This window comes from Bacillus sp. TSO22, from assembly GCF_020223595.1.
Classification (GTDB): domain Bacteria; phylum Bacillota; class Bacilli; order Bacillales; family Bacillaceae; genus Bacillus; species Bacillus inaquosorum.
Genome location: NZ_JAHAWO010000001.1, coordinates 245,023 through 264,317 on the forward strand (window position 1 = coordinate 245,023; position 19,295 = coordinate 264,317).

At 45.4% G+C, this 19,295-nt stretch carries 18 protein-coding genes and 1 riboswitch; of the genes, 17 read left to right on the forward strand and 1 reads right to left on the reverse strand.

Annotated features, from left to right (window positions below; all coding sequences use genetic code 11):
• Nucleotides 1-19: 19 nt before the first annotated feature.
• The 11 genes from KHQ79_RS01310 to KHQ79_RS01360 all read left to right on the forward strand — a co-directional run bounded on the left by KHQ79_RS01310 (nt 20) and on the right by KHQ79_RS01360 (nt 13,805).
• Nucleotides 20-2,377, forward strand: coding sequence for an endonuclease MutS2 (locus KHQ79_RS01310; RefSeq protein WP_060399233.1), 2,358 nt, complete (start codon nt 20-22; stop codon nt 2,375-2,377).
• Between the two features lie 14 nt (nt 2,378-2,391).
• Nucleotides 2,392-2,796 (forward strand): DUF350 domain-containing protein, encoded by a 405-nt coding sequence (locus KHQ79_RS01315; protein WP_003237674.1) that lies wholly within the window; start codon nt 2,392-2,394, stop codon nt 2,794-2,796.
• Nucleotides 2,797-2,984: 188 nt separating this feature from the next.
• The gene (gene lcfA / locus KHQ79_RS01320; RefSeq protein WP_225514066.1) at nt 2,985-4,667 is read left to right on the forward strand and encodes a long-chain-fatty-acid--CoA ligase LcfA; all 1,683 of its coding nucleotides are present in this window, start codon (nt 2,985-2,987) and stop codon (nt 4,665-4,667) included.
• 110 nt (nt 4,668-4,777) lie between these two features.
• Nucleotides 4,778-5,362, forward strand: a complete 585-nt coding sequence (gene fadR / locus KHQ79_RS01325; protein WP_225514067.1) for a fatty acid metabolism transcriptional regulator FadR — start codon at nt 4,778-4,780, stop codon at nt 5,360-5,362.
• A 14-nt stretch (nt 5,363-5,376) separates the two neighbouring features.
• Nucleotides 5,377-6,153, forward strand: coding sequence for an enoyl-CoA hydratase (locus KHQ79_RS01330; RefSeq protein WP_003237668.1), 777 nt, complete (start codon nt 5,377-5,379; stop codon nt 6,151-6,153).
• Between the two features lie 14 nt (nt 6,154-6,167).
• Nucleotides 6,168-6,941 carry an electron transfer flavoprotein subunit beta gene (gene etfB, locus KHQ79_RS01335; protein WP_060399230.1) on the forward strand — a complete coding sequence of 258 codons (774 nt, stop codon included), beginning with the start codon at nt 6,168-6,170 and terminating at the stop codon, nt 6,939-6,941.
• 35 nt (nt 6,942-6,976) lie between these two features.
• Nucleotides 6,977-7,954, forward strand: coding sequence for an electron transfer flavoprotein subunit alpha (gene etfA, locus KHQ79_RS01340; protein ID WP_084993007.1), 978 nt, complete (start codon nt 6,977-6,979; stop codon nt 7,952-7,954).
• 213 nt (nt 7,955-8,167) lie between these two features.
• Nucleotides 8,168-9,655, forward strand: a complete 1,488-nt coding sequence (gene abfB, locus KHQ79_RS01345; RefSeq protein ID WP_060399228.1) for an alpha-L-arabinofuranosidase AbfB — start codon at nt 8,168-8,170, stop codon at nt 9,653-9,655.
• A gap of 326 nt (nt 9,656-9,981) precedes the next feature.
• Complete coding sequence (gene trxA / locus KHQ79_RS01350; RefSeq protein ID WP_003222500.1) at nt 9,982-10,296, forward strand: thioredoxin; 315 nt, start codon at nt 9,982-9,984, stop codon at nt 10,294-10,296.
• Nucleotides 10,297-10,431: 135 nt separating this feature from the next.
• On the forward strand, nt 10,432-12,204 hold the full coding sequence (gene uvrC / locus KHQ79_RS01355; RefSeq protein ID WP_003237659.1) for an excinuclease ABC subunit UvrC: 1,773 nt from the start codon (nt 10,432-10,434) through the stop codon (nt 12,202-12,204).
• Nucleotides 12,205-12,268: 64 nt separating this feature from the next.
• Nucleotides 12,269-12,448: riboswitch (Lysine riboswitch) on the forward strand.
• A gap of 127 nt (nt 12,449-12,575) precedes the next feature.
• On the forward strand, nt 12,576-13,805 hold the full coding sequence (locus tag KHQ79_RS01360; protein WP_003237655.1) for an aspartate kinase: 1,230 nt from the start codon (nt 12,576-12,578) through the stop codon (nt 13,803-13,805).
• A 45-nt stretch (nt 13,806-13,850) separates the two neighbouring features.
• Here KHQ79_RS01360 and KHQ79_RS01365 read toward each other — a convergent pair whose 3' ends face one another.
• Nucleotides 13,851-14,297: a YslB family protein gene (locus tag KHQ79_RS01365; protein ID WP_003237653.1), complete on the reverse strand. Its 447-nt coding sequence runs from the start codon at nt 14,295-14,297 to the stop codon at nt 13,851-13,853.
• Nucleotides 14,298-14,588: 291 nt separating this feature from the next.
• Here KHQ79_RS01365 and sdhC point away from each other — a divergent pair, with 291 nt between their 5' ends.
• The 6 genes from sdhC (at nt 14,589) to KHQ79_RS01395 (ending at nt 19,288) form a co-directional block, all read left to right on the forward strand.
• Nucleotides 14,589-15,197, forward strand: coding sequence for a succinate dehydrogenase cytochrome B558 (gene sdhC, locus KHQ79_RS01370; RefSeq protein ID WP_003237652.1), 609 nt, complete (start codon nt 14,589-14,591; stop codon nt 15,195-15,197).
• A gap of 33 nt (nt 15,198-15,230) precedes the next feature.
• The gene (gene sdhA, locus KHQ79_RS01375; protein WP_019259104.1) at nt 15,231-16,991 is read left to right on the forward strand and encodes a succinate dehydrogenase flavoprotein subunit; all 1,761 of its coding nucleotides are present in this window, start codon (nt 15,231-15,233) and stop codon (nt 16,989-16,991) included.
• Nucleotides 16,992-16,993: 2 nt separating this feature from the next.
• A complete protein-coding gene (sdhB, locus tag KHQ79_RS01380) occupies nt 16,994-17,755 on the forward strand; it encodes a succinate dehydrogenase iron-sulfur subunit (RefSeq protein ID WP_003222517.1) in 762 nt (253 codons plus the stop codon).
• Nucleotides 17,756-17,814: 59 nt separating this feature from the next.
• Nucleotides 17,815-18,258 carry an acyl-CoA thioesterase gene (locus tag KHQ79_RS01385; protein WP_003237647.1) on the forward strand — a complete coding sequence of 148 codons (444 nt, stop codon included), beginning with the start codon at nt 17,815-17,817 and terminating at the stop codon, nt 18,256-18,258.
• A gap of 115 nt (nt 18,259-18,373) precedes the next feature.
• Nucleotides 18,374-18,598 carry a spore germination transcription factor GerE gene (gene gerE, locus KHQ79_RS01390; protein WP_003184172.1) on the forward strand — a complete coding sequence of 75 codons (225 nt, stop codon included), beginning with the start codon at nt 18,374-18,376 and terminating at the stop codon, nt 18,596-18,598.
• 249 nt (nt 18,599-18,847) lie between these two features.
• Nucleotides 18,848-19,288, forward strand: coding sequence for a MarR family winged helix-turn-helix transcriptional regulator (locus tag KHQ79_RS01395; protein ID WP_003237645.1), 441 nt, complete (start codon nt 18,848-18,850; stop codon nt 19,286-19,288).
• The last annotated feature ends 7 nt before the right edge of the window (nt 19,289-19,295 follow it).

Sequence of the window (19,295 nt, forward strand, 5' to 3'; positions counted from 1 at the left end):
TAAGGAGGCTCACACAATCGTGCAGCAAAAAGTATTATCAGCTCTTGAATTTCATAAAGTGAAAGAACAGGTTATTGAGCACGCCGCTTCATCGCTCGGAAAAGAAATGCTTCTCGAGCTTAAGCCTTCTGCTTCTATAGACGAAATCAAAAAACAGCTTGATGAAGTAGATGAAGCTTCCGCCATTATCCGGCTGAGAGGGCAGGCGCCATTTGGCGGCCTTACTGATATTAGAGGAGCGTTAAGACGGGCGGAAATCGGCAGTGTTCTCAGTCCTTCAGAATTCACTGAGATCTCAGGTCTGCTTTACGCAGTTAAACAAATGAAACATTTTATCAGCCAAATGGCTGAAGACGGCGTCGACATTCCGCTGATCCATCAGCATGCTGAACAGCTTATCACGCTTTCCGATTTAGAACGGGACATTAATTCCTGCATTGATGATCACGGAGAAGTGCTTGATCATGCATCAGGAACATTAAGAGGAATCCGCACACAGCTCAAAACACTCGAATCGAGAATCAGAGACCGGTTAGAGTCCATGCTGCGCTCCTCCTCCGCTTCAAAAATGCTGTCTGATACGATCGTTACGATTCGGAATGACCGTTTTGTGATCCCGGTCAAACAAGAGTACAGATCAAGCTACGGAGGAATTGTGCATGATACCTCTTCCTCAGGCGCGACACTGTTCATTGAACCGCAGGCGATCGTAGATATGAACAACTCGCTTCAGCAGGCGAAAGTGAAAGAAAAGCAAGAAATTGAACGGATTTTGCGCGTGCTCACAGAGCATACGGCGGAGCACACAGAAGAGCTCTTTCAAGATTTGCAAGTGCTACAGACGCTTGACTTTATTTTTGCAAAAGCAAGATATGCAAAAGCGGTCAAAGCGACAAAACCGATCGTGAACGACAACGGCTTTGTCCGTTTGAAAAAGGCACGCCACCCATTGCTTCCGCCTGATCAAGTGGTTGCTAATGACATCGAGCTTGGCGGCGATTTTTCAACCATTGTCATTACAGGGCCAAACACCGGGGGGAAAACAGTCACCCTTAAAACGTTAGGCCTGTTAACCTTGATGGCGCAATCCGGACTTCATATTCCGGCAGATGAAGGGTCAGAAGCCGCCGTATTTGAGCATGTGTTTGCTGATATCGGCGATGAACAATCGATTGAGCAAAGCTTAAGTACGTTCTCATCCCATATGGTGAACATTGTCGGCATTTTAGAACATGTCAATGAAAACAGTCTTGTGCTTTTCGATGAACTGGGCGCAGGGACAGACCCGCAGGAAGGGGCGGCCCTCGCCATGAGCATCTTGGATGACGTGCATCGCACCAATGCTAGAGTGTTAGCCACGACGCATTACCCGGAATTAAAGGCATACGGCTATAACAGAGAAGGCGTCATGAATGCCAGCGTCGAATTTGACATTGAAACACTGTCACCAACCTATAAACTTTTAATTGGTGTGCCGGGACGAAGCAACGCCTTCGAAATTTCAAAACGCCTCGGACTCCCGGACCATATTATCGGGCAGGCCAAATCAGAAATGACGGCCGAGCATAACGAAGTCGACACGATGATTGCGTCGCTCGAACAAAGCAAAAAACGCGCGGAAGAAGAACTTTCTGAGACGGAATCAATCAGAAAAGAAGCAGAAAAGCTGCATAAAGAGCTGCAGCAGCAAATTATCGAGCTCAACAGCAAAAAAGACAAAATGCTCGAAGAGGCTGAACAGCAAGCGGCTGAAAAAGTAAAAGCGGCAACGAAAGAAGCCGAAGATATTATTCATGAATTGCGCTCAATAAAAGAAGAACACAAATCCTTCAAGGATCACGAGCTGATCAACGCGAAGAAACGGTTAGAAGGCGCAGTTCCTACTTTTGAAAAGTCCAAAAAACCAGAAAAACCGAAAACGCAAAAACGCGACTTCAAGCCTGGTGATGAGGTGAAAGTCCTCACCTTCGGGCAAAAAGGAACGCTGCTTGAAAAAACCGGCGGCAATGAATGGAATGTTCAAATCGGAATTTTAAAAATGAAAGTAAAAGAAAAAGACCTGGAGTTTATCAAATCAGCTCCAGAACCAAAAAAAGAAAAAATCATTACGGCGGTCAAAGGGAAGGACTACCACGTATCGCTTGAACTTGACCTTCGCGGCGAACGCTATGAAAATGCCCTCAGCCGTGTTGAAAAATACTTGGATGATGCAGTATTAGCCGGATATCCAAGAGTGTCAATCATCCACGGAAAAGGAACCGGCGCTTTAAGAAAAGGCGTGCAGGATCTCCTGAAAAACCATCGCAGCGTTAGAAGCTCCCGTTTCGGTGAAGCAGGTGAGGGAGGATCAGGCGTTACGGTTGTTGAACTAAAATAAAAGGGAGTATGGCCATGAGTGATTTTTGGGAAAACGAGCTTGTGGAAATCGCGGCATATTACAGTGTCGCGGTTCTCTGCCTCGTCCTCTTTTTGACTGTGTTTGAGCTGGTGACGGCTTATAAAAACTGGGAAGAGATTCAAAAAGGAAATCTTGCGGTGGCAATGGCGACCGGCGGAAAAATTTTAGGAATCGCAAACGTGTTTCAGCATTCCATCTCCCAGCACAATTCTCTGCTGCAAATGATCGGCTGGGGTGTTTACGGGTTTGTTATGCTTCTGATCAGTTACTTTATTTTTGAGTTTTTGACTCCGCGGTTTAAAATTGATCAGGAAATCGAGAATGATAACCGGGCTGTCGGCTTTATTTCATTTGTCATTTCTGTCGGGCTTTCATTTGTGGTGGCAGCCGGAATATAAGGGGACGGAGAATAGATGGAAAAGCTTGCAAAAGTACTGCTCGCCACGGCGGGAATCTTTTTGGTAATTGGACTTATATATCTGTTCGTATCATGAGAAAAAGAAAGATTTCCCTTTCTTTTTCTTTTTTTTGCCGTCCATCTGCTATAATGATAGGGTGGAACTCAAAAACCGAAAGGGGAGGTTTTATGCAGTCTCAAAAGCCGTGGCTTGCCGAGTATCCCGACGATATCCCGCATGAGCTTCCATTGCCGAACCAAACCCTGCAATCTATCCTGACAGACTCCGCCGCACGATTCCCTGAAAAAACTGCCGTATCTTTCTTTGGAAAAAAACTCACCTTTCATGACATTCTGACGGATGCTCTTAAACTCGCAGCTTTTTTGCAGAACAATGGCCTGCAAAAAGGAGACAGAGTAGCTGTCATGCTGCCCAATTGCCCGCAATCAGTCATTTCTTATTACGGTGTCTTATTTGCAGGTGGCATCGTGGTGCAGACGAATCCGCTTTATACCGAGCACGAGCTAGAATACCAGCTGAGAGATGCTGAGGCAAGCGTGATCATCACCTTAGATTTGCTTTTCCCGAAGGCAATAAAAATGAAAACGTTATCAATCGTCGATCAGATTTTGATAACCAGCATAAAAGACTATTTGCCTTTTCCGAAAAATATTCTTTACCCGCTGATGCAAAAACAAAAAGTGCACATCGATTTTGACAAAAAAGATCACATTCACACGTTCGCCTCCAGCATGAAGCAGGAAAAAATGGAGCTTCTGACAATCCCGAAGATCGATCCTGAACATGATATCGCTGTTCTCCAGTATACCGGAGGAACAACGGGGGCTCCAAAAGGGGTCATGCTCACGCACCGGAATATTTTGGCCAATACCGAAATGTGCGCGGCTTGGATGTACGATGTGAAGGAAGGCGCTGAAAAAGTGCTTGGCATCGTCCCGTTTTTTCACGTCTACGGGCTGACGGCAGTGATGAATTATTCGATTAAGCAAGGCTTTGAAATGATTCTTCTTCCTAAGTTCGATCCGCTCGAAACGCTTAAAATCATCGACAAACAAAAACCGACGCTCTTTCCAGGCGCACCGACGATTTACATCGGCCTTTTGCATCACCCCGAATTGCAGCAATATGATCTGTCATCGATTAAAAGCTGTCTTAGCGGATCTGCCGCGCTCCCTGTTGAGGTAAAGCAGAAATTTGAAAAGGTGACTGGCGGAAAGCTTGTGGAGGGCTATGGTTTGTCTGAGGCATCCCCAGTGACGCACGCCAATTTTATCTGGGGGAAAAACAAGCCGGGCAGTATCGGCTGTCCTTGGCCGGGTACTGACGCAGCGATCTATTCTGAGGAGACGGGTGAGTTTGCCGCTCCATATGAGCATGGAGAAATCATTGTAAAAGGTCCGCAAGTCATGAAAGGATATTGGAACAAACCGGAGGAAACCGCCGCTGTACTAAGAGACGGCTGGCTGTTCACCGGAGACATGGGCTATATGGATGAAGAGGGCTTTTTCTATATTGCCGACAGGAAGAAGGACATCATTATCGCCGGCGGTTATAATATTTACCCGCGTGAAGTCGAAGAGGTGCTTTATGAACATGAAGCCATCCAGGAAATTGTGGTTGCAGGTGTGCCCGATTCCTACAGGGGAGAAACAGTAAAAGCATTTGTCGTGTTAAAGAAAGATGCAAAAGCCGATGCAGAAGAACTGGACGCTTTTGCCAGATCTCGCCTCGCTCCTTACAAGGTGCCGAAAGCCTATGAGTTCAGAAAAGAGCTGCCGAAAACAGCGGTCGGGAAAATTTTAAGAAGGCGTTTACTCGAAGAAGAAATTGAAAATCATCACATCAAATAACAGAAGAAAAAGAGAACACCTGTGAATAAACTTGACAAAGCCGAAAATCCTTTTTATCATGAAATTATGAATGAATAGTCATTCATTTCTATAGGAAGGAACGATGAACATTGAAGCAAAAACGGCCAAAGTATATGCAGATTATTGATGCAGCAGTAGAAGTCATTGCGGAAAACGGCTACCACCAGTCACAGGTATCCAAAATTGCCAAACAAGCCGGAGTAGCGGACGGCACCATCTATCTCTATTTCAAAAACAAAGAAGACATTTTAATTTCTCTTTTCAAAGAAAAAATGGGCCAATTTATTGAGCGGATGGAAGAGGACATAAAAGAAAAGACAACAGCGAAAGAGAAACTGGCGCTTGTGATTTCAAAGCATTTTTCCCTTTTAGCCGATGACCATAATCTCGCGATTGTCACTCAGCTTGAGCTCCGCCAGTCAAACTTGGAGCTGCGCCAGAAAATCAATGAAATATTAAAAGGCTACTTAAATATTTTAGATGGCATCTTGACCGAAGGCATACAATCAGGCGAATTAAAAGAGGGCCTCGATGTCCGCCTCGCCCGGCAGATGATTTTTGGAACGATTGACGAAACTGTGACAACTTGGGTTATGAATGACCAAAAGTACGATCTCGCTGCCTTGTCAAACAGCGTTTTAGAATTGTTGGTGTCCGGAATTCACAATAAGTAAAGGGGTTCTGTCCTATGAATGCAATATCACTGGCAGTTGATCAATTTGTGGCAGTTTTGACGATTCACCATCCGCCGGCAAATGCGCTTTCCAGCCGGATATTAGAAGAGCTGTCCTCCTGTCTTGATCAATGTGAGACAGATGCAGGCGTACGAAGCATTATCATTCACGGTGAGGGAAGATTTTTCTCAGCCGGCGCTGATATTAAAGAATTTACATCACTTAAAGGCAATGAGGATTCCTCACTGCTGGCTGAGCGCGGCCAGCAGCTGATGGAAAGAATTGAAGGCTTCCCGAAACCGATTATCGCAGCGATTCACGGTGCTGCTCTTGGCGGAGGGCTGGAGCTTGCGATGGCTTGTCATATCAGAATTGCGGCAGAAGATGCCAAACTGGGGCTCCCGGAGCTTAACCTCGGTATTATACCGGGTTTTGCGGGGACACAGCGTCTACCAAGATATATCGGTACAGCCAAAGCGCTTGAGCTCATCGGATCTGGAGAACCGATATCCGGAAAAGAAGCGCTTGATCTCGGGCTTGTGTCAATTGGAGCAAAGGATGAAGCAGAAGTGCTTGAAAAAGCAAAAGCACTTGCCGCTAAGTTTGCAGAAAAAAGCCCGCAAACGCTGGCATCACTGCTTGAGCTTCTTTACTCAAACAAGGTGTATTCCTATGAAGGCAGCTTAAAGCTTGAAGCGAAGCGGTTTGGAGAAGCATTTGAGTCAGAGGACGCCAAAGAAGGCATCCAGGCATTTCTCGAAAAAAGAAAGCCTCAGTTCAAAGGCGAATAAAAGGGGATATGATCATGAATCTATTTGTACTGATGAAACGGACGTTTGACACAGAAGAAAAAATCGTCATTGAAGCAGGAAAAATTCAGGATGACGGAGCGGAATGGATCATTAATCCATACGACGAGTACGCAATAGAAGAAGCCATCCAGCTGAAGGAAAAGCACGGCGGCACGATCACCGCCGTCACTGTCGGCGGTGAAGATGCGGAGAAGGAATTGCGTACGGCGCTTGCCATGGGATGTGACCAAGCCGTTTTAATCAACATAGAAGATGATCTTGAAGAACCCGACCAATATTCCATTTCTCAAGTTTTATACCACTATATGAAGGATCAGGAGTTTGATTTGATTCTCGGCGGAAATGTTGCCATTGACGGAGGATCAGGACAAGTGGCGCCGCGGCTTGCCGAGCTTCTGGACATTCCGTGCATCACAACGATCACCAAACTCGAAATCAACGGCACTGATGCGGAAGCAGAAAGGGACGTCGAAGGGGATGTTGAAAAAATCAAAACGACACTCCCATTGCTTGTCACAGCTCAGCAGGGCTTAAACGAACCGCGCTATCCATCGCTTCCGGGAATTATGAAGGCCAAGAAAAAACCGCTTGAAGAGCTTGAACTTGATGATCTTGATCTTGACGAAGAGGATGCTGAACCAAAGATGAAAACGATCGAACGTTTTCTGCCGCCGAAAAAAGAAGCCGGGAAGCTTCTCCAAGGTGAGCCTGCCGAACAGGCAAAAGAGCTCGTCTCATTGCTCCGCAGCGAAGCTAAAGTCATTTAAAGCTTGGACATTCAAAGAAACAGGGGGATGTTAGAATGGGAAAAAAAGTGATCGTACTCGGAGAAATTCGCGACGGAGAATTGCGGAATGTCACCTTTGAAGCAATAGCTGCAGGAAGAACCATTTCAGGCGATGGAGAAGTCATCGGTGTTCTGATTGGAGAAAATGTACAAAGCGTTGCACAGGAGCTTATCCATTACGGAGCCGATAAAGTTCTCACAGCCGAGGATCCGAAGCTGAAAGCATATACGGCAGATGGATACAGCCAGGTCATGAGGGCCATTATTGACCAAGAAAAGCCCGATTCCGTTATATGCGGGCACACGGCAATGGGAAAGGACCTTTCACCGAAGCTTGCCGCCCGGCTGCAAACAGGCTTAATTTCTGATGCTACAGATGTAAGCGTTACCGGAGAAAATATCGTATTTACAAGGCCAATTTACTCGGGGAAAGCATTTGAACGCGTCATTTCAACCGATCCGCTGATTTTTGCAACGATTCGCCCCAATAACATTCAAGCTGCAGAAAAAGACGCCAGCAGGTCGGGGAGTATCGATAGCATTGATGTTTCTCTTACAGACCTCCGCACCGTTATCCAAGAAGTCGTGAAAAAAACAGCGGACGGCGTTGATCTCTCCGAAGCAAAAATTATTGTTGCGGGCGGCCGCGGAGTCAAAAGCAAGGAAGGATTTCAGCCGCTGCAGGAGCTTGCAGATGTGCTGGGGGCCGCAGTCGGGGCATCTCGCGGGGCATGCGACGCTGATTATTGCGATTACGCTCTCCAAATCGGACAGACCGGAAAAGTCGTTACCCCGGATTTGTATATTGCCTGCGGCATTTCCGGCGCCATCCAGCATTTGGCCGGCATGTCAAACAGCAAGGTGATTGTCGCCATCAATAAAGATCCCGAAGCAGATATTTTTAAAATAGCGGATTACGGCATTGTAGGCGATTTATTTGATGTCGTCCCGTTATTAACTGAGGAATTCAAACAATTAAACATACACTCGTAAAGAAAACCCCGGACTGCTGAAGTTCGGGGTTTTTACATTTTCAAATACATACGTACAAATATAAAGTTTAGAAAAAATATCATTGACATGTACGAACATATATAATATGGTTACTTTAAAAGCGCTTACATTCATGCTGACTCCTCAGGCAAAAGACAGATCACATATTTGACTGTGGTGCTTTTCATATTCGTATGAAAGGAATGATCAAGCATGTCTGAACATCAAGCAGTGATCCAGACGGATATTGTAAAAGGAACTATTAACAAAAATATATACGGTCATTTTGCGGAGCATCTAGGAAGAGGGATTTATGAGGGGATTTGGGTCGGAACGGAGTCAAGCATTCCCAACATAAACGGAATTCGAAAGGATGTGCTGGAAGCGCTCAAGCAGCTTCATATCCCTGTCCTCAGGTGGCCGGGCGGGTGCTTTGCGGACGAATACCATTGGGCAAACGGTGTCGGTGACCGTAAGACGATGCTTAACACTCACTGGGGCGGAACAATTGAATCAAATGAATTCGGAACGCATGAATTTATGATGCTTTGCGAGCTGCTTGAATGCGAGCCTTATATTTGCGGCAATGTCGGAAGCGGAACCGTTCAGGAAATGGCGGAATGGATCGAGTATATGACGTTTGAAGCCGGCACGCCGATGTCAGACTGGAGAAAACAAAATGGAAGAGAGGAGCCCTGGAAGCTGAAATATTTCGGCGTGGGCAATGAGAACTGGGGCTGCGGCGGCAACATGCATCCTGAATACTATGCCGATCTGTACCGGCGTTTTCAAACCTATGTCCGCAATTACAGCGGCAATGAAATATATAAAATTGCAGGCGGCGCAAATGTAGATGATTTTAATTGGACAGACGTGCTCATGAAAAAAGCTGCTGGCCTGATGGACGGATTGAGCCTTCATTATTATACGATTCCGGGTGATTTCTGGAAGGGCAAAGGATCAGCCACAGAATTCACGGAGGATGAATGGTTTATTACAATGAAAAAAGCCAAATACATTGATGAATTGATTCAAAAACACGGAACGATTATGGACCGGTACGATCCAGAGCAGCGGGTCGGGCTGATCATAGACGAATGGGGCACGTGGTTTGATCCTGAGCCAGGCACGAACCCTGGTTTCCTTTATCAGCAAAACACCATTCGTGATGCACTGGTGGCGGCTTCTCATTTCCACATTTTCCATCAGCATTGCCGCCGGGTGCAAATGACCAACATCGCCCAAACGGTAAACGTTCTTCAAGCGATGATTTTGACTGAGGGAGAACGCATGCTTTTGACACCGACGTACCATGTATTTGATATGTTTAAGGTACACCAGGACGCTTCTCTTTTAGAGACTGAAACAACGTCTGCTGACTATGAATGGAAGGGTGAAACGCTGCCGCAAATCAGTATTTCAGCATCGAAACATGCAGAAGGCGATATCAATATCACGATCTGCAACATCGACCACCAAAACAAAGCGGAGGCTGAGATTGAGCTGAGAGGCCTTCACAAGACAGCGGACCATTCCGGAGTCATTCTCACGGCAGAAAAAATGAATGCGCATAACACGTTTGACGATCCTCATCACGTCAAACCGGAGTCTTTCAGCCGATATACGCTTAACAAAAACAAACTGAAAGCAAAACTGCCGCCAATGTCAGTCGTCTTACTCACACTGCGTGCTGATTCTTAATCGAGCGAGAGCGCCGGAGCTTCATGCCGGCGCTCTCTTTCATGTTTTAAAACAGCTCCGGCAGGGCATGGTAAAGTACATGACAGTGAAGAGGAGATGTTATCCTATGCTTCGTACCATTTTAATGATCATCGGGGCTATTGTAGTGATCGGGGCCATTATCAGATTCGTGTTTTAATGAAAAGTGACATATCCCATTCAATCCAGATAAAAATGAGTAAACCGATTGTGATCAGGAAAAAATAATTTGCAAGCATTAAAATAGCGTGAACGAATGGGAGATGCTATACTAAAAATCATCATTTCACAATTGGAGGAATTCAATAATGGCTATCGTAAAAGCAACTGATCAATCTTTCTCAGCTGAAACAAGCGAAGGCGTCGTACTGGCAGACTTCTGGGCTCCTTGGTGCGGACCTTGCAAAATGATTGCACCTGTTCTTGAAGAACTGGATCAAGAAATGGGAGACAAACTGAAGATCGTAAAAATCGATGTGGATGAAAACCAAGAAACAGCCGGAAAATACGGCGTTATGAGCATCCCGACACTTCTTGTGTTAAAAGACGGAGAAGTAGTTGAAACTTCTGTCGGCTTCAAACCGAAAGAAGCGCTTCAAGAGCTTGTCAACAAACATCTTTAATTTTCGGCTGCTTACATGCCAGAGCGATTCCGATTGAGGGATCGCTTTTTTTATTCGCCAATCGTGAATCATAGAGAAAAACAAACGTTCGTGTTAAACTGGAAACAAAGGATTAAACATAAGGAAGGGTAACATATGAACAAACAACTGAAAGAAAAACTCGCCCTCCTTCCCGATCAGCCCGGATGTTATCTCATGAAGGACCGGCAGCAGACTGTGATCTACGTAGGAAAAGCAAAAGTGCTGAAAAACAGAGTGCGCTCCTATTTCACCGGTTCTCACGATGCGAAAACACAAAGGCTTGTGACGGAAATCGAGGATTTTGAATATATCGTGACGTCCTCCAATCTTGAAGCGCTTATTTTAGAAATGAATCTAATCAAAAAGCATGATCCGAAATACAACGTCATGCTCAAAGACGACAAAACCTATCCTTTCATAAAAATCACCCATGAACGCCACCCAAGGCTGATCGTCACCCGCAATGTCAAAAAAGACAAAGGGCGCTATTTCGGGCCGTACCCGAACGTGCAGGCCGCAAGGGAAACTAAAAAACTGCTCGACCGTCTGTATCCTCTCAGAAAATGCTCCAAGCTGCCGGACAGAGTATGTCTATACTATCATCTGGGTCAATGTCTCGCTCCGTGCGTAAAGGACATTTCCGAAGAGACGAATAGAGAGCTGGTTGAGAGCATTACCCGTTTCTTAAAGGGCGGCTATAATGAGGTCAAAAAAGAGCTTGAAGAGAAAATGCATGAAGCTGCCGAGAATCTTGAGTTTGAACGGGCAAAAGAGCTTCGTGACCAAATCGCTCATATCGAATCAACGATGGAAAAACAAAAAATGACGATGAACGATCTAGTCGACCGTGACGTATTCGCGTACGCATATGATAAGGGCTGGATGTGCGTACAGGTCTTTTTCATCCGCCAAGGAAAGCTCATTGAACGCGATGTCAGCATGTTCCCGCTCTACCAGGAAGCAGATGATGAGTTTCTTACGTTCATCGGACAGTTCTATTCGAAAAACAACCACTTCCTTCCGAAGGAAATTTTAGTTCCGGACAGCGTAGATCAATCTATGATTGAGCAGCTTCTGGAAACAAACGTCCACCAGCCGAAGAAGGGCCCGAAAAAAGAACTGCTCATGCTGGCTCATAAAAATGCGAAAATCGCGCTGAAAGAAAAATTCTCCTTAATCGAACGGGACGAGGAGCGCTCAATCGGGGCTGTGCAGAAACTCGGAGAAGCATTGAATATTTATACGCCTCATAGAATCGAAGCGTTTGATAACTCAAACATACAGGGGACAAACCCGGTTTCCGCGATGATCGTGTTTATCGACGGCAAACCGAACAAAAAAGAATACCGCAAATATAAAATCAAAACCGTTACAGGGCCGGATGATTACGGTTCTATGAGAGAGGTTGTCAGAAGGCGCTATACGAGAGTGCTTCGCGAAAACCTGCCGCTGCCTGATCTGATCATCATTGACGGAGGAAAAGGGCAGATCAACGCTGCAAGGGATGTCATTGAAAACGAACTCGGCTTGGATATCCCGATCGCCGGTCTAGCGAAAGACGAAAAACACAGAACTTCAAATTTACTAATCGGGGATCCGTTGGAGGCGGTGTATCTGGAACGGAACAGCCAGGAATTTTACCTCCTGCAGCGTATTCAAGACGAGGTGCACCGGTTTGCGATCAGTTTTCACAGACAAATCCGCGGAAAAAGCGCGTTTCAATCCGTCTTGGACGACATCCCGGGTATCGGAGAGAAAAGAAAGAAAATGCTGTTAAAGCATTTCGGTTCCGTAAAAAAAATGAAGGAAGCAAGCCTTGAGGACATCAAAAAAGCGGGTGTTCCCGCAGCGGCGGCTCAGCTGCTTTACGATAAATTGCAAAAATAATGTTGTCCTTTTAAAAAAGATCTGATAAAATGTGAACTAATTTCATAGTTAGATCGTGTTATATGGTGAAGATAGAGGTGCGAACTTCAAGAGTAAGCCTTTGGAGAAAGATGGATTCTGTGAAAAAGGCTGAAAGGGGAGCGTCGCCGAAGCAAATAAAACCCCATCGGTATTATTTGCTGGCCGTGCATTGAATAAATGTAAGGTTGTCAAGAAATCATTTTCTTGGAGGGCTATCTCGTTGTTCATAATCATTCAATGATGATTAATTGATAAGCAATGAGAGCAATTCCTCTCATTGCTTTTTTTATTGTGGACAAAGCGCTCTTTCTCCTCACCCGCACGAACCAAAATGTAAAGGGTGGTAATACATGGGTCTTATCGTACAAAAATTCGGAGGTACTTCCGTCGGCTCAGTTGAAAAAATTCAAAATGCGGCAAACCGCGCGATTGCAGAAAAACAGAAGGGCCATCAAGTCGTTGTTGTCGTTTCAGCTATGGGGAAATCCACTGACGAATTGGTCAGCCTTGCAAAAGCAATTACTGACCAGCCGAGCAAACGCGAAATGGATATGCTGCTGGCGACAGGCGAGCAGGTTACAATTTCCCTGCTTTCTATGGCGCTGCAGGAAAAAGGCTATGACGCTGTGTCATATACTGGGTGGCAGGCGGGAATCCGCACGGAAGCCGTTCACGGAAACGCCAGAATTACAGATATCGACACTTCGGTTTTGGGAGACCAGCTCGAGCAAGGAAAGATTGTCATTGTCGCAGGATTCCAAGGCATGACAGAGGACTGTGAAATCACGACATTGGGCCGTGGCGGGTCAGACACAACAGCAGTCGCTTTGGCTGCCGCATTAAAAGCGGATAAATGTGACATATACACGGACGTGCCCGGAGTGTTTACTACCGATCCGCGCTATGTGAAATCTGCGAGAAAGCTTGCCGGCATCTCATACGATGAAATGCTTGAGCTTGCCAATTTAGGCGCCGGCGTTCTTCATCCGAGAGCCGTTGAATTCGCGAAAAATTACCAAGTGCCGTTAGAAGTGCGTTCAAGTACAGAAACAGAAGCGGGAACATTAATTGAGGAGGAATCATCCATGGAGCAAAATTTAATTGTCAGAGGCATTGCGTTTGAAGATCAAATCACAAGGGTAACCATTTACGGGCTGACTGGCGGCCTGACAACTTTGTCTACTATTTTTACAACACTTGCCAAAAGAAACATTAACGTCGATATCATTATCCAAACGCAGGCCGGAGACAATCAGACCGGAATTTCCTTCTCTGTCAAAACAGAAGACACAGACCAAACCGTTGCGGTGCTTGAAGAGTATAAAGACGCGCTTGAATTCGAGAAAATCGAGACAGAAAGCAAATTGGCTAAAGTATCCATTGTCGGATCCGGCATGGTCTCAAACCCTGGTGTAGCCGCTGAAATGTTTGCTGTACTGGCGGAAAAAAACATTTTAATCAAAATGGTCAGCACATCTGAAATCAAAGTATCAACAGTCGTAAGCGAAAATGACATGGTGAAAGCAGTCGAAGCGCTGCACGATGCATTTGAGCTTTCAAAACACCCTTCAGCTGTGTAATGACAATCAAAAAAGGCGGGACTATGCAGTCACCGCCTTTTTTGATTACACTGGGTCTTTCATATCCCATTTCACAGTCAGAACCACTTTATCGGCTCTCTTTTTCACTTGTTCATATGATTCGGCAATTTGGTCATTCATCAATTGAATTTGTTCAGCAATAAAACCAGCTTCCAGCTGAAAGCATGGTTCTTTCTGATGTTTAAGCCGATTGGAAATGATCGGCCCTTCAAGTTCAAATTCAAGCTCTTGTTTTTTAGCGCTTACGTTGGTGAGGGTTCCCCAGCCCGCTTCTTCAAAGAAGGCCGGAAATTCCTCCCATGATTCAAGAGGAAACTTACGGGCGAGATGCTTCCCTGCCCAATACATCATGGAAGAGTAATCTTGGCCAAGCATATCTGGGAGAACGATCTCTCGTATTAGTTCGTAGGCATAGGCGTTCATTTCAAATTCTTTTAGATTGTCAATAGATGCTTCAAATTTAGACTTCATATCTGTCTCCCCTCTCTCCTTCGTATATTATAGCCCAAACAGGGGGGAGGATTACAGAATGATCCTGTAATTCTAATGAAAAATTAAGCAGAAATATATATTGATAAAATAAAATTTTTAAATCAACTATTCAATTCGGAAAATTATAATTTATGTACGCGTTTTCTTGACGCCCTTTTGAGGGAGGAGTAAAATGAAATTGTCAATAAATCTTAATAAAGTGCTTACAATTGAAAGAAGTGGGGGAAGAGATTTAGCACATTTCGCACTTATCAAACAGGGGGTAAAGTAATGTCTGGGAACAGAGAGTTTTATTTTCGAAGATTGCATTCCTTGCTTGGCGTCATACCGGTCGGCATCTTTCTCATTCAGCATTTAGTCGTCAACCAGTTTGCCGCAAGGGGCGCTGAAGCATTCAATAATGCTGCTCATTTTATGGATAGTCTGCCTTTCAGGTATGCCTTGGAAATTTTTATTATCTTCTTACCATTAATTTATCATGCAGTTTATGGTGTGTACATAGCGTTTACTGCAAAAAATAACGCAGGCCAATACAGCTATATGAGAAACTGGCTCTTCGTCCTGCAGCGTGTAACCGGTATCATCACCCTCATTTTCGTGAGCTGGCACGTGTGGGAAACCCGTATTGCAGCACAAATGGGCGCTGAGGTCAATTTCGACATGATGGCGAATATTTTGAGCTCTCCGGCTATGCTTGGCTTTTACATTGTCGGTGTTTTATCAACAATTTTCCACTTCTCGAACGGTTTATGGTCTTTCGCTGTTACATGGGGCATCACGGTAACGCCTCGTTCTCAAAGAATTTCGACATACGTTACGCTGATTATTTTTGTTGCACTGTCATACGTAGGCTTAAAAGCGATTTTTGCATTTGTATAAGAGTACTAGATTACTAGAGGGAGAGGGGCTATCATGAGTCAATCAAGCATTATCGTAGTCGGCGGGGGTCTTGCCGGCCTCATGGCGACAATTAAAGCAGCGGAATCAGGAATGGCGGTTAAGCTGTTTTCCATCGTTCCTGTCAAACGTTCTCATTCGGTTTGTGCCCAAGGCGGCATAAACGGAGCGGTCAATACAAAAGGGGAAGGCGACTCTCCGTGGGAACATTTCGATGACACTGTATACGGGGGAGACTTTCTTGCCAACCAGCCGCCGGTCAAGGCGATGTGTGAAGCGGCGCCTTCTATCATCCACTTATTAGACCGGATGGGCGTCATGTTTAACCGGACGCCTGAAGGGCTGCTTGATTTCCGCCGATTCGGGGGTACACAGCATCACAGAACAGCTTATGCGGGTGCGACGACGGGGCAGCAGCTGCTTTACGCACTGGACGAGCAAGTGCGCAGATACGAAGTTGCGGGTCTGGTCACAAAATACGAAGGCTGGGAATTCCTTGGCGCTGTATTAGATGATGACAGAACCTGCCGCGGAATTGTTGCGCAAAACCTGACAAACATGCAAATTGAATCCTTCCGCTCAGACGCGGTCATTATGGCGACGGGCGGACCGGGAATCATTTTTGGAAAATCAACTAACTCCATGATTAATACAGGCTCTGCTGCGTCGATCGTTTATCAGCAGGGAGCGTACTATGCAAACGGAGAATTCATTCAAATCCACCCGACAGCCATACCGGGCGATGACAAACTAAGACTGATGAGTGAATCAGCGCGCGGTGAAGGCGGACGCGTGTGGACATATAAAGACGGTAAACCATGGTATTTCCTAGAGGAAAAATATCCGGCTTACGGAAACCTGGTGCCGCGTGATATTGCGACACGCGAAATATTTGATGTGTGTGTCAACCAGAAGCTCGGCATTAACGGCGAAAACATGGTGTATCTCGATCTGTCTCATAAAGATCCGAAAGAGCTTGATATTAAGCTTGGCGGCATCATTGAGATTTATGAGAAATTCATGGGAGACGACCCGCGGAAGCTTCCGATGAAAATCTTCCCGGCGGTCCATTATTCAATGGGCGGTTTATGGGTGGATTACGATCAAATGACAAACATCCCGGGACTGTTTGCAGCTGGGGAATGTGATTACTCTATGCACGGCGGCAACCGTTTGGGAGCAAACTCCCTGCTTTCTGCGATTTACGGAGGAATGGTGGCCGGACCGAATGCAGTGAAATATGTAAACGGTTTGGAATCTTCAGCAGAAGACATGTCTTCCTCTTTATTCGACGCTCACGTCAAAAAAGAAGAAGAAAAATGGTCTGAGATTATGAGTATGGACGGAACCGAAAATGCCTATGTTCTTCACAAAGAACTCGGTGAGTGGATGACGGCGAATGTCACGGTTGTCCGCCATAACGACAAGCTATTGAAAACGGATGACAAAATTCAGGAATTAATGGAGCGGTTTAAAAAGATTAACATCAATGACACGACAAAATGGAGCAACCAAGGGGCAATGTTCACACGCCAGTTCTCGAACATGCTTCAGCTTGCAAGAGTGATTACCCTTGGCGCATACAACCGTAATGAAAGCCGGGGCGCCCATTATAAACCGGATTATCCTGAACGTAATGATGATGAATGGCTCAAAACAACAATGGCTAAACATGTAAGCCCGTATGAAGCGCCGGAATTTGAGTATCAGGATGTTGATGTATCACTGATAACGCCTCGGAAACGGGATTACTCGAAGAAGAAGGTGGCGAAATAATCATGAGTGAACAAAAAACCATACGATTTATTATCACACGTCAAGATACAGCCGACAGCACGCCTTACGATGAAGAATTTGAGGTTCCATACCGCCCGAACCTGAACGTCATTTCCGCTCTGATGGAAATCCGCCGGAATCCGGTTAACGTGAAAGGTGAAAAGACAACTCCTGTCACATGGGATATGAACTGTCTTGAAGAAGTATGCGGCGCATGTTCAATGGTCATAAACGGAAAACCCCGCCAGTCTTGTACGGCACTTATCGACCAGCTTGAGCAGCCGATCCGCTTAAAACCAATGAAAACATTCCCGGTCGTGCGTGATTTGCAGGTCGACCGAAGCAGAATGTTTGATTCATTGAAAAAAGTAAAAGCGTGGATACCGATTGACGGTACGTACGATTTAGGACCGGGACCGAGAATGCCGGAAAAACGCCGTCAATGGGCATATGAATTATCAAAGTGCATGACGTGCGGTGTCTGCCTCGAAGCCTGCCCGAATGTGAACAGCAAATCGAAGTTTATGGGGCCTGCACCGATGTCTCAAGTCCGCCTGTTTAACGCACATCCGACAGGCGCCATGAATAAGTCTGATCGGTTAGAAGCACTGATGGATGAAGGCGGCCTAGCAGATTGCGGCAACTCGCAAAACTGTGTTCAATCCTGCCCGAAAGGCATCCCGCTCACTACTTCGATTGCAGCCTTAAACAGAGATACAAACTTACAAGCGTTCCGCAATTTCTTCGGAAGCGACAGAGTATAAGAAGAAAAAACCTCTTCCGCATGGGAGAGGTTTTTTTAACAATAAGGAGATGAGGAAAGATGAAGCTTCCCGCTTATATTGATATGCCGTTTCAAGAATGGAAAACAACCTTTTCTTTTTTTTATGAAGTATCCGTGCGATTTTCCGAGACGGACATGTTTGGGCATATGAATAATGTAACTCCTTTTATATACTTTGAGGAGGCACGGATTTCTTATTTTAAAAAGCTGAATATGATGAATGAAAACAAACAGACCATGACAGTCGTGGCAAGCCAGCAATGCGATTATCTGCGCCAAGTCATGCCTTATGAAGAGTTGCGCATCTATGTGAAAACAAGTGCCGTCGGCAGCTCATCCCTTACCTTGCATTATCTCGGAGAGAACCGCAATGGCGAGCCCTGCTTTACCGGAGCAGTTGTGATGGTCCAGGTCTCAAAGGAAAGCGGCAAGGCTGTCAGCTGGACGAATGAGGAAAAAGAAACGCTTCTCCATACACCATAAACTAATTCTCTTGTAAACGTCACCTCCTGCGCCCTTCTTACATATGATATCTCGACTATATCAAAACCCATTCGTTTCTGATTCGCTCTCACCTTAGCAAGGAGGGTTACAATACTTGAAGGAGAAAGAATTTCAATCGAAGCCGCTGCTAACGAAAAGAGAAAGAGAAGTGTTCGAATTGCTCGTTCAAGATAAGACAACAAAGGAGATTGCAAGCGAGCTATTTATCAGTGAGAAAACCGTTCGAAACCATATTTCAAATGCCATGCAGAAATTGGGTGTGAAAGGGCGTTCGCAAGCCGTTGTTGAGCTTCTTAGAATGGGTGAGCTAGAGCTTTAATCCTTGCCGGTATTCCTTCTTTTCAGGAAGGAGCCGGTTATTGCTGTTTGTTTGGAAAGTTCAAAACCATATTTGGAATGCTATGCAAAACTTGGATAGCGAGGCATAAAACAAATTTTTTTATTTGATGTTGTTTGCCTAAATGTCCTCTATTTCTCTTCCGCGAGTCTTGCATTTTCTTCAAAAAAGAAGGAAAATAGACACGGAACGCTTTTGTGCGTAAGAGATCCTTGAGTGAGGGATGGACAAATGACATCAAAACCTTTGGAGCATGTTGCGGATATTGAAAAGTCACTCCGCCACATTGCCGCGATCATTAAGCAAAAAGGACGAGAAATCCTTAACCAATATGCGATTACGCCGCCGCAATTTGTCGGCCTGCAATGGCTTTATGAATTAGGAGATATGACAATCGGCGAACTATCGGGCAAAATGTATCTGGCATGCAGCACAACGACGGATTTAATCGACCGCATGCAAAAAAATCAGCTTGTCGAGCGGGTCAAGGACCCGGCGGACAGACGTGTTGTCCGGATACATCTGCTGCCTGAAGGAGAACGGATTATCCAAGAGGTCATTACAAAAAGGCAGGAATATCTGCGTGATATGTTCGAAACGTTTACAGATGAAGAAATAGCCATCTTCGAAAAATCATTGATGAAACTGCAGCATGAAATGAAGAGAAAATGAGGCGATT

Bases quoted from the DNA above. Each gene is read 5' to 3' on its own strand.
- KHQ79_RS01315 (WP_003237674.1), top strand. From the start codon at position 2,392: ATGAGTGATTTTTGGGAAAACGAGCTTGTGGAAATCGCGGCATATTAC.
- lcfA (WP_225514066.1), top strand. From the start codon at position 2,985: ATGCAGTCTCAAAAGCCGTGGCTTGCCGAGTATCCCGACGATATCCCG.
- KHQ79_RS01330 (WP_003237668.1), top strand. From the start codon at position 5,377: ATGAATGCAATATCACTGGCAGTTGATCAATTTGTGGCAGTTTTGACG.
- etfB (WP_060399230.1), top strand. From the start codon at position 6,168: ATGAATCTATTTGTACTGATGAAACGGACGTTTGACACAGAAGAAAAA.
- etfA (WP_084993007.1), top strand. From the start codon at position 6,977: ATGGGAAAAAAAGTGATCGTACTCGGAGAAATTCGCGACGGAGAATTG.
- abfB (WP_060399228.1), top strand. From the start codon at position 8,168: ATGTCTGAACATCAAGCAGTGATCCAGACGGATATTGTAAAAGGAACT.
- trxA (WP_003222500.1), top strand. From the start codon at position 9,982: ATGGCTATCGTAAAAGCAACTGATCAATCTTTCTCAGCTGAAACAAGC.
- uvrC (WP_003237659.1), top strand. From the start codon at position 10,432: ATGAACAAACAACTGAAAGAAAAACTCGCCCTCCTTCCCGATCAGCCC.
- KHQ79_RS01360 (WP_003237655.1), top strand. From the start codon at position 12,576: ATGGGTCTTATCGTACAAAAATTCGGAGGTACTTCCGTCGGCTCAGTT.
- KHQ79_RS01365 (WP_003237653.1), bottom strand. From the start codon at position 14,297: ATGAAGTCTAAATTTGAAGCATCTATTGACAATCTAAAAGAATTTGAA.
- sdhC (WP_003237652.1), top strand. From the start codon at position 14,589: ATGTCTGGGAACAGAGAGTTTTATTTTCGAAGATTGCATTCCTTGCTT.
- sdhA (WP_019259104.1), top strand. From the start codon at position 15,231: ATGAGTCAATCAAGCATTATCGTAGTCGGCGGGGGTCTTGCCGGCCTC.
- sdhB (WP_003222517.1), top strand. From the start codon at position 16,994: ATGAGTGAACAAAAAACCATACGATTTATTATCACACGTCAAGATACA.
- KHQ79_RS01385 (WP_003237647.1), top strand. From the start codon at position 17,815: ATGAAGCTTCCCGCTTATATTGATATGCCGTTTCAAGAATGGAAAACA.
- KHQ79_RS01395 (WP_003237645.1), top strand. From the start codon at position 18,848: ATGACATCAAAACCTTTGGAGCATGTTGCGGATATTGAAAAGTCACTC.